General features: G+C 69.0%; 3 protein-coding genes. 2 read left to right on the top strand and 1 reads right to left on the bottom strand.

The features are described 5' to 3' along the window. Window positions 1-99: 99 nt before the first annotated feature. Entirely contained in the window at window positions 100-3,636 is a 3,537-nt protein-coding gene (dnaE, locus tag ACZ5PB_RS15650) for a DNA polymerase III subunit alpha (protein ID WP_468691398.1), read from the bottom strand. A gap of 225 nt (window positions 3,637-3,861) precedes the next feature. Here dnaE and ACZ5PB_RS15645 point away from each other — a divergent pair, with 225 nt between their 5' ends. Continuing rightward, a complete protein-coding gene (locus ACZ5PB_RS15645; RefSeq protein WP_468691567.1) occupies window positions 3,862-5,187 on the top strand; it encodes a DUF2252 domain-containing protein in 1,326 nt (441 codons plus the stop codon). Window positions 5,188-5,289: 102 nt separating this feature from the next. Beyond that, window positions 5,290-5,982 carry a hypothetical protein gene (locus ACZ5PB_RS15640; RefSeq protein ID WP_468691397.1) on the top strand — a complete coding sequence of 231 codons (693 nt, stop codon included), beginning with the start codon at window positions 5,290-5,292 and terminating at the stop codon, window positions 5,980-5,982. The last annotated feature ends 18 nt before the right edge of the window (window positions 5,983-6,000 follow it).

Here is a 6,000-nt window from a genome sequence, read left to right as displayed (position 1 = left end):
ACACGCAATGACTGTTTTTGCGGCCCACACCACCCCCCCCCCCCCCCCCCCACTCCCCCCCCCCCCCCCCCCCCCCCCCCCGCCTCCTGCTTGCGGTTCTCAGCCCGCCAGACAGCTCGGCCCGAGCAGCACCTTCAGGTCGCCGAAGAGCGCCGGGTCGGCGGTCACCCGGTGCCGGTCGAGCCGCAGCACCGTCGTTTTGCGGGCGCCGAGCAGCTTGATGCGGACCTCGGTGTTGCCCCGGTGGTGGGAGAGGATCTCGCCCAGCTTGCTGATCATGGGCGGGGTGACCTTGACGGTCGGGATGGTCAGGACGACGGGGGCGTTGGTGCCCGCGTTCGACAGGTCGGGCACCTGGAGCTCCATCGCGACCAGCCGGGGCACGTCCTCGCGCTTGTCGAGGCGGCCCTTGACGAAGACGACGGTGTCCTCGACGAGCTGGGTGGACACCAGCTGGTACGTCGCGGGGAAGAACATGCACTCGATGGAACCGGCCAGGTCCTCCACCGTGGCGATGGCCCAGGCGTTGCCCTGCTTGGTCATCTTGCGCTGGAGGCCGGAGATGATGCCGCCCACCGTGACGACCGCGCCGTCGGCGTGCTCGCCGCCGGTGAGCTGGGAGATCGCCGCGTCCGCCTTGTCGGAGAGGACGTGCTCCAGGCCGAAGAGCGGGTGGTCGGAGACGTACAGGCCGAGCATCTCGCGCTCCTGCGCGAGCAGGTAGGACTTCTCCCACTCGATGTCGGAGAACTCGACGTCCAGTCCGAAGCCCGGCTCGTCGCTGTCCTCCTCACCGCCGCCGAACAGGTCGAACTGACCCTCGGCCTCCTTGCGCTTGACCTGCACCACGTTGTCGATCATCGGTTCGTGGTGGGCGACCAGGCCCTTGCGGGTGTGGCCCATCTCGTCGAAGGCGCCGGCCTTGATCAGGGACTCGACGGTGCGCTTGTTGCAGACGACGGCCTCGACCTTGTCGAGGAAGTCGGGGAAGGAGGTGTACTTCCCCTTGGCCTTGCGCATCCGGATGATCGAGTCGACGACGTTCTGCCCGACGTTGCGCACGGCGGTGAGGCCGAAGAGGATCACGTCGTCGCCCTGGGCGGCGAAGTTCGACTCGGACTCGTTGACGTTCGGCGGGAGCACCTTGATGCCCATCCGGCGGCACTCGTTGAGGTAGACGGCCGACTTGTCCTTGTCGTCCTTCACCGAGGTCAGCAGGGCGGCCATGTACTCGGCCGGGTAGTTGGCCTTGAGGTACGCGGTCCAGTAGGTGACCAGTCCGTACGCGGAGGAGTGCGCCTTGTTGAAGGCGTATCCGGCGAACGGCACCAGCACGTCCCACAGCGCCTGGATGGCCTGGTCGCTGTAGCCGTTCTTCTTGGCGCCCTCCTGGAAGAGGACGAAGTTCTTCGCCAGCTCCTCGGGCTTCTTCTTGCCCATCACGCGGCGCAGGATGTCGGCCTCGCCGAGCGAGTACCCGGCGATGATCTGGGCGGCCTTCTGCACCTGCTCCTGGTACACGATGAGGCCGTAGGTCAGACCCAGCGTCTCCTTCAGGGGCTCTTCGAGCTCCGGGTGGATCGGCGTGATCTCCTGGCGGCCGTTCTTGCGCTCCGCGTAGTTGGTGTGCGAGTTCATGCCCATCGGGCCCGGCCGGTACAGGGCCGAGACGGCGGAAATGTCCTCGAAGTTGTCGGGCTGCATCTGGCGGAGCAGCGAGCGCATCGGGCCGCCGTCGAACTGGAAGACGCCGAGCGTGTCGCCCCGGCAGAGCAGTTCGAAGGTCTTCGGGTCGTCCAGCGGCAGCGAGAGCATCTCCAGGTCGATGCCCTTGCCCGCCCGCACCATCTTGACGGCGTCGTCCATGATGGTCAGGTTTCGCAGGCCCAGGAAGTCCATCTTGAGCAGGCCGAGCGACTCGCACTGCGGGTAGTCCCACTGTGTGATGGTGACGCCGTCGGTGTGCCGCGTCCACAGCGGGGCGTGGTCGACGATCGGCTCGCTGGACATGATCACGCCGGCCGCGTGCACACCCATCTGGCGGACCAGGCCCTCCACGCCCTTGGCGGTGTCGATGACCTTCTTCACGTCCGGCTCGTTCTCGTACATCCCCCGGATCTCGCCCGCCTCGCCGTAGCGCGGGTGCTTGGGGTCGGTGATGCCGGAGAGGTCGATGCCCTTGCCGAGGACGTCGGCGGGCATGGCCTTGGTGAGCCGGTCGCCCATCGCGTACGGGTAGCCCAGCACGCGGGCGGAGTCCTTGATGGCGTTCTTCGCCTTGATCTTTCCGTACGTGCCGATCATGGCGACCTTGTCGGAGCCGTACTTCTCCGTCACGTACCGGATCACCTCGACGCGCCTGCGCTCGTCGAAGTCGATGTCGACGTCGGGCATGGAGATGCGCTCGGGGTTGAGGAAGCGCTCGAAGATCAGGCCGTGGGTGATCGGGTCGAGGTCGGTGATGCCCATGGCGTACGCGACGATCGAGCCGGCCGCCGAACCACGGCCGGGGCCCACCGCGATGCCCTGCTTCTTGGCCCACATGATGAAGTCGGCGACGACCAGGAAGTAGCCGGGGAAGCCCATCGAGATGATGGTGTCCATCTCGTACTCGGCCTGCTTCTGGCGGTCCTCGGGGACGCCGCCCGGGTAGCGGCGCGCCATGCCGCGCCGCACCTCCTCCTGGAACCAGGTGACCTCGGTGAAGCCCTCGGGGATGTCGAACTTCGGCATCAGGTCGCGCTTCTCGAACATGCCGGTGGTGTCGATCTGCTCGGCGACCAGGAAGGTGTTGGCGCAGCCCTCCTGCCAGGCGTCCGAGGAGTCGATGGCGTACATCTCGTCGGTCGACTTGAGGTAGTAGCCGGTGCCGTCGAAGCGGAAGCGGTCCGGGTCGGAGAGGTTCTTGCCGGTCTGGATGCACAGCAGGGCGTCGTGCGCCGTCGCCTCGTGGGCGTAGGTGTAGTGCGAGTCGTTGGTGACCAGCGGCGGGATGCCGAGCTTCTTGCCGATCTCCAGGAGGCCGTCGCGGACCCGGCGCTCGATCTCGATGCCGTGGTCCATCAGCTCCAGGAAGTACTTGCCCTCGCCGAAGATGTCCTTGTAGTCGGAGGCCGCCTGCACCGCCTCGTCGAACTGGCCGAGCCGCAGCCGGGTCTGCACCTCGCCGGAGGGGCAGCCGGTGGACGCGATCAGCCCCTCGGACCACTTGCTGATGGTCTCCTTGTCCATCCGGGGCCACTTGGTCAGCCAGCCCTCGGCGTACGCGTCGGAGGACAGCCGGAAGAGGTTGTGCAGACCGGTGGCGTTGGAGGCCCAGATGGTCTTGTGGGTGTAACCGCCGGAACCCGACACGTCGTCGCGCTTCTGGTGCGGCTGGCCCCACTGGATGCGCCGCTTGTTGCGCCGCGACTCCGGGGCGACGTACGCCTCGATGCCGATGATCGGTGTGACCCCGGACTTCTGCGCCGTGTGGAAGAAGTCGTACGCCCCGTGCAGGTTGCCGTGGTCGGACATCGCGATGTGCGACATCCCCATCTGGTTGGCGGCCTCGAACATGTCCTTCAGCCGCGCGGCACCGTCCAGCAGCGAGTACTGGGTGTGGACGTGGAGGTGCGTAAAGGGCGGCTTGGTCACGGCTGGGGCCTCCGGTGCTGCGTTCGGTGACAGGGGCGGTCAACAGGTGGGCGGGACAACCCCGGAGTCTACTTCGGGGCACTGACAGATCCGGGGTCCGCGAGAGGCACCTGCCGCCGGGCACTCGGGGGTACGGTCGTGCGTTGAACAGGTCGCGGGCCCGTCCCGAACCTGCCCCATTTGTCCAGTACGCGCTTGTACGTCATGCACCAGGAGGCCCCGGCGATGTCGGTTCCGCAGACAGAAGCCGCCCAGCGCGGCGAGCAGATTCTCGCCGTGTTCGACACCGCTTTCGGGCAGCTCCTCGCCGCCGATCCGGCCGCTTTCCGGGTCAAGTTCCGCAAGATGGCGGCGTCCGCCTTCGCCTTCTACCGGGGCACGGCCTGCCTGTTCTACGCCGACCAGGAGCGCGCCCAGCACAGCGGCCCCTACCTGGACGAGCGGACCAGCCGGGTGTGGATCCACGGCGACCTGCACGCCGAGAACTTCGGCACGTACATGGACGCCGAGGGCAGGCTGATCTTCAACGTCAACGACTTCGACGAGGCCTACGTCGGCCCGTTCCTCTGGGACCTGGAGCGCTTCGCCGCCTCCGTCGCGCTGATCGGCTACCAGAAGGCGCTGGGCGACGAGCAGATCAGCGACCTGGTGCGGGTGTACGCGGGCGCCTACCGCGAGCGCGTCCACCAGCTCGCCACCGGCGCCAAGAACGACGAGGTGCCGCCCTTCACCCTGGACACGGCACAGGGCCCGCTGCTCGACGCCCTGCGCGACGCCCGCTCCCTGACCCGCTTCTCGCTGCTGGACTCGATGACCGAGATCCGCGACTTCGAGCGCCGCTTCACCTCCGGCGGCGGCTCCATCGACCTCGACGCCGCCACCCGCTACAAGGTGCTCGCCGCCTTCGACGGCTACCTGGAGACGCTGCCCGAGTCCTCGCTGACCCGCCCCGACTCGTACCGAGTGAAGGACGTCGTCGGGCGGCGCGGCATCGGCATCGGCTCGGCCGGCCTGCCCTCGTACAACATCCTCCTGGAGGGCAACAGCGACGCCCTGGAGAACGACGTCGTCATCTACATGAAGCAGGGCCAGACCCCGGCCGTCTCCCGGCACATCACCGACGCCGCCGTCCGCGACTACTTCCAGCACGAGGGCCACCGCACGGTCATCTCGCAGCGGGCGCTCCAGGTGAACGCCGACCCGTGGCTGGGCTGGACCGAGCTGGACGGGCAGGGGCAGCTGGTCGCCGAGGTCTCGCCGTACGCGGTGGACCTCGACTGGTCGGACATCGACGAGCCGGACGAGATCGCGGCGGTCGTCGCGGACCTCGGCCGGGCGACGGCCACCATGCACGCGGCGGCGGACGACGAGAGCGGGCACTCGCTGGTCCCGTTCTCCACGGAGCGGGCCATCGACGCGGCGATCGCCGCCGACGAGGAGGGCTTCGCCGACCTGCTGGTCGACTTCGCGCACAGCTACGGGGCGCGGGCCAGGGCCGACCACCAGATCTTCGTGGACCTGTTCCGCAACGGCCGCATCCCCGGCCTCTGACCCCCCGGGTCCGGACCGGCTCCCGGTCCCAGATCACAGGTCCGTACCCATTCCGCCTCCCTTAGACAAGCCTTACTCACCCCCGTGGCAGACTCGGTCCCGATGGGCATATCCAGGACTCCGCTGAGAACCTTGCGGGCAGCACTCTTCACGGCACTCGTCGTGACGCTGTCCGTGGGTTCGCACGTGCTGCTGTCCGGAGCCCCGCTGCCACCGGTCACGGTCGTCGCCCTCGGCGCCGCCGTGTTCGTCCTCGCGTACGCGCTGGCCGGACGGGAGCGCGGCTTCGGCCGCATCGCCGCCCTGCTGGTGCCGCTCGAACTGGCGGCGGACACCCTCTTCACCACCGGACAGCACGTCTGTTACGGGCCGTCCGGCGGACCCGTCGCCGGAGCACTCCGCGCCTTCGGGCTGGACGTGCTCTGCGGCGGGACCCCGGTCGGCGCCCCCTTCGTCCACACCGGACCCGGCGAACGCCTCACCACCCTCCTCGCCTCCCCCGACCCCGCCCTGCCCTGGCTGCTGCTCGGGGCGCACACGGCGGTCGGGCTGCTGGCCGCCGCCTGGCTGCGGCGCGGTGAGGCGGCGCTCGCCGGTCTGCTGCGGACGACCGCCCTGACCGCCTTCCGGCCGCTGCTGCTCGCGGTGGCCACGGTCGCGGGCTTCCGTACGGTACGGACCCCCGGGCGGCCTCCGGCCCTCCGGAGCACCGCCGGGGCACCGCGCACCCGGCTGCTCGTGCACTCCGTGGGCAGGCGCGGGCCGCCCGCCGCCGGGCTCGACCTCGCCGCCTGAGCCCCGGGCAGCGCACCG

Source organism: Streptomyces sp. NPDC032721 (assembly GCF_055579625.1).
The sequence above is the reverse complement of the archived record's forward strand: the minus strand, read 5'-3'. Positions and strand labels throughout refer to the sequence as shown.

What these genes read in the sequence shown, in the direction of transcription:
- ACZ5PB_RS15640 (WP_468691397.1), top strand. Translation starts at nt 5,290, where the DNA reads ATGGGCATATCCAGGACTCCGCTGAGAACCTTGCGGGCAGCACTCTTC.
- ACZ5PB_RS15645 (WP_468691567.1), top strand. Translation starts at nt 3,862, where the DNA reads ATGTCGGTTCCGCAGACAGAAGCCGCCCAGCGCGGCGAGCAGATTCTC.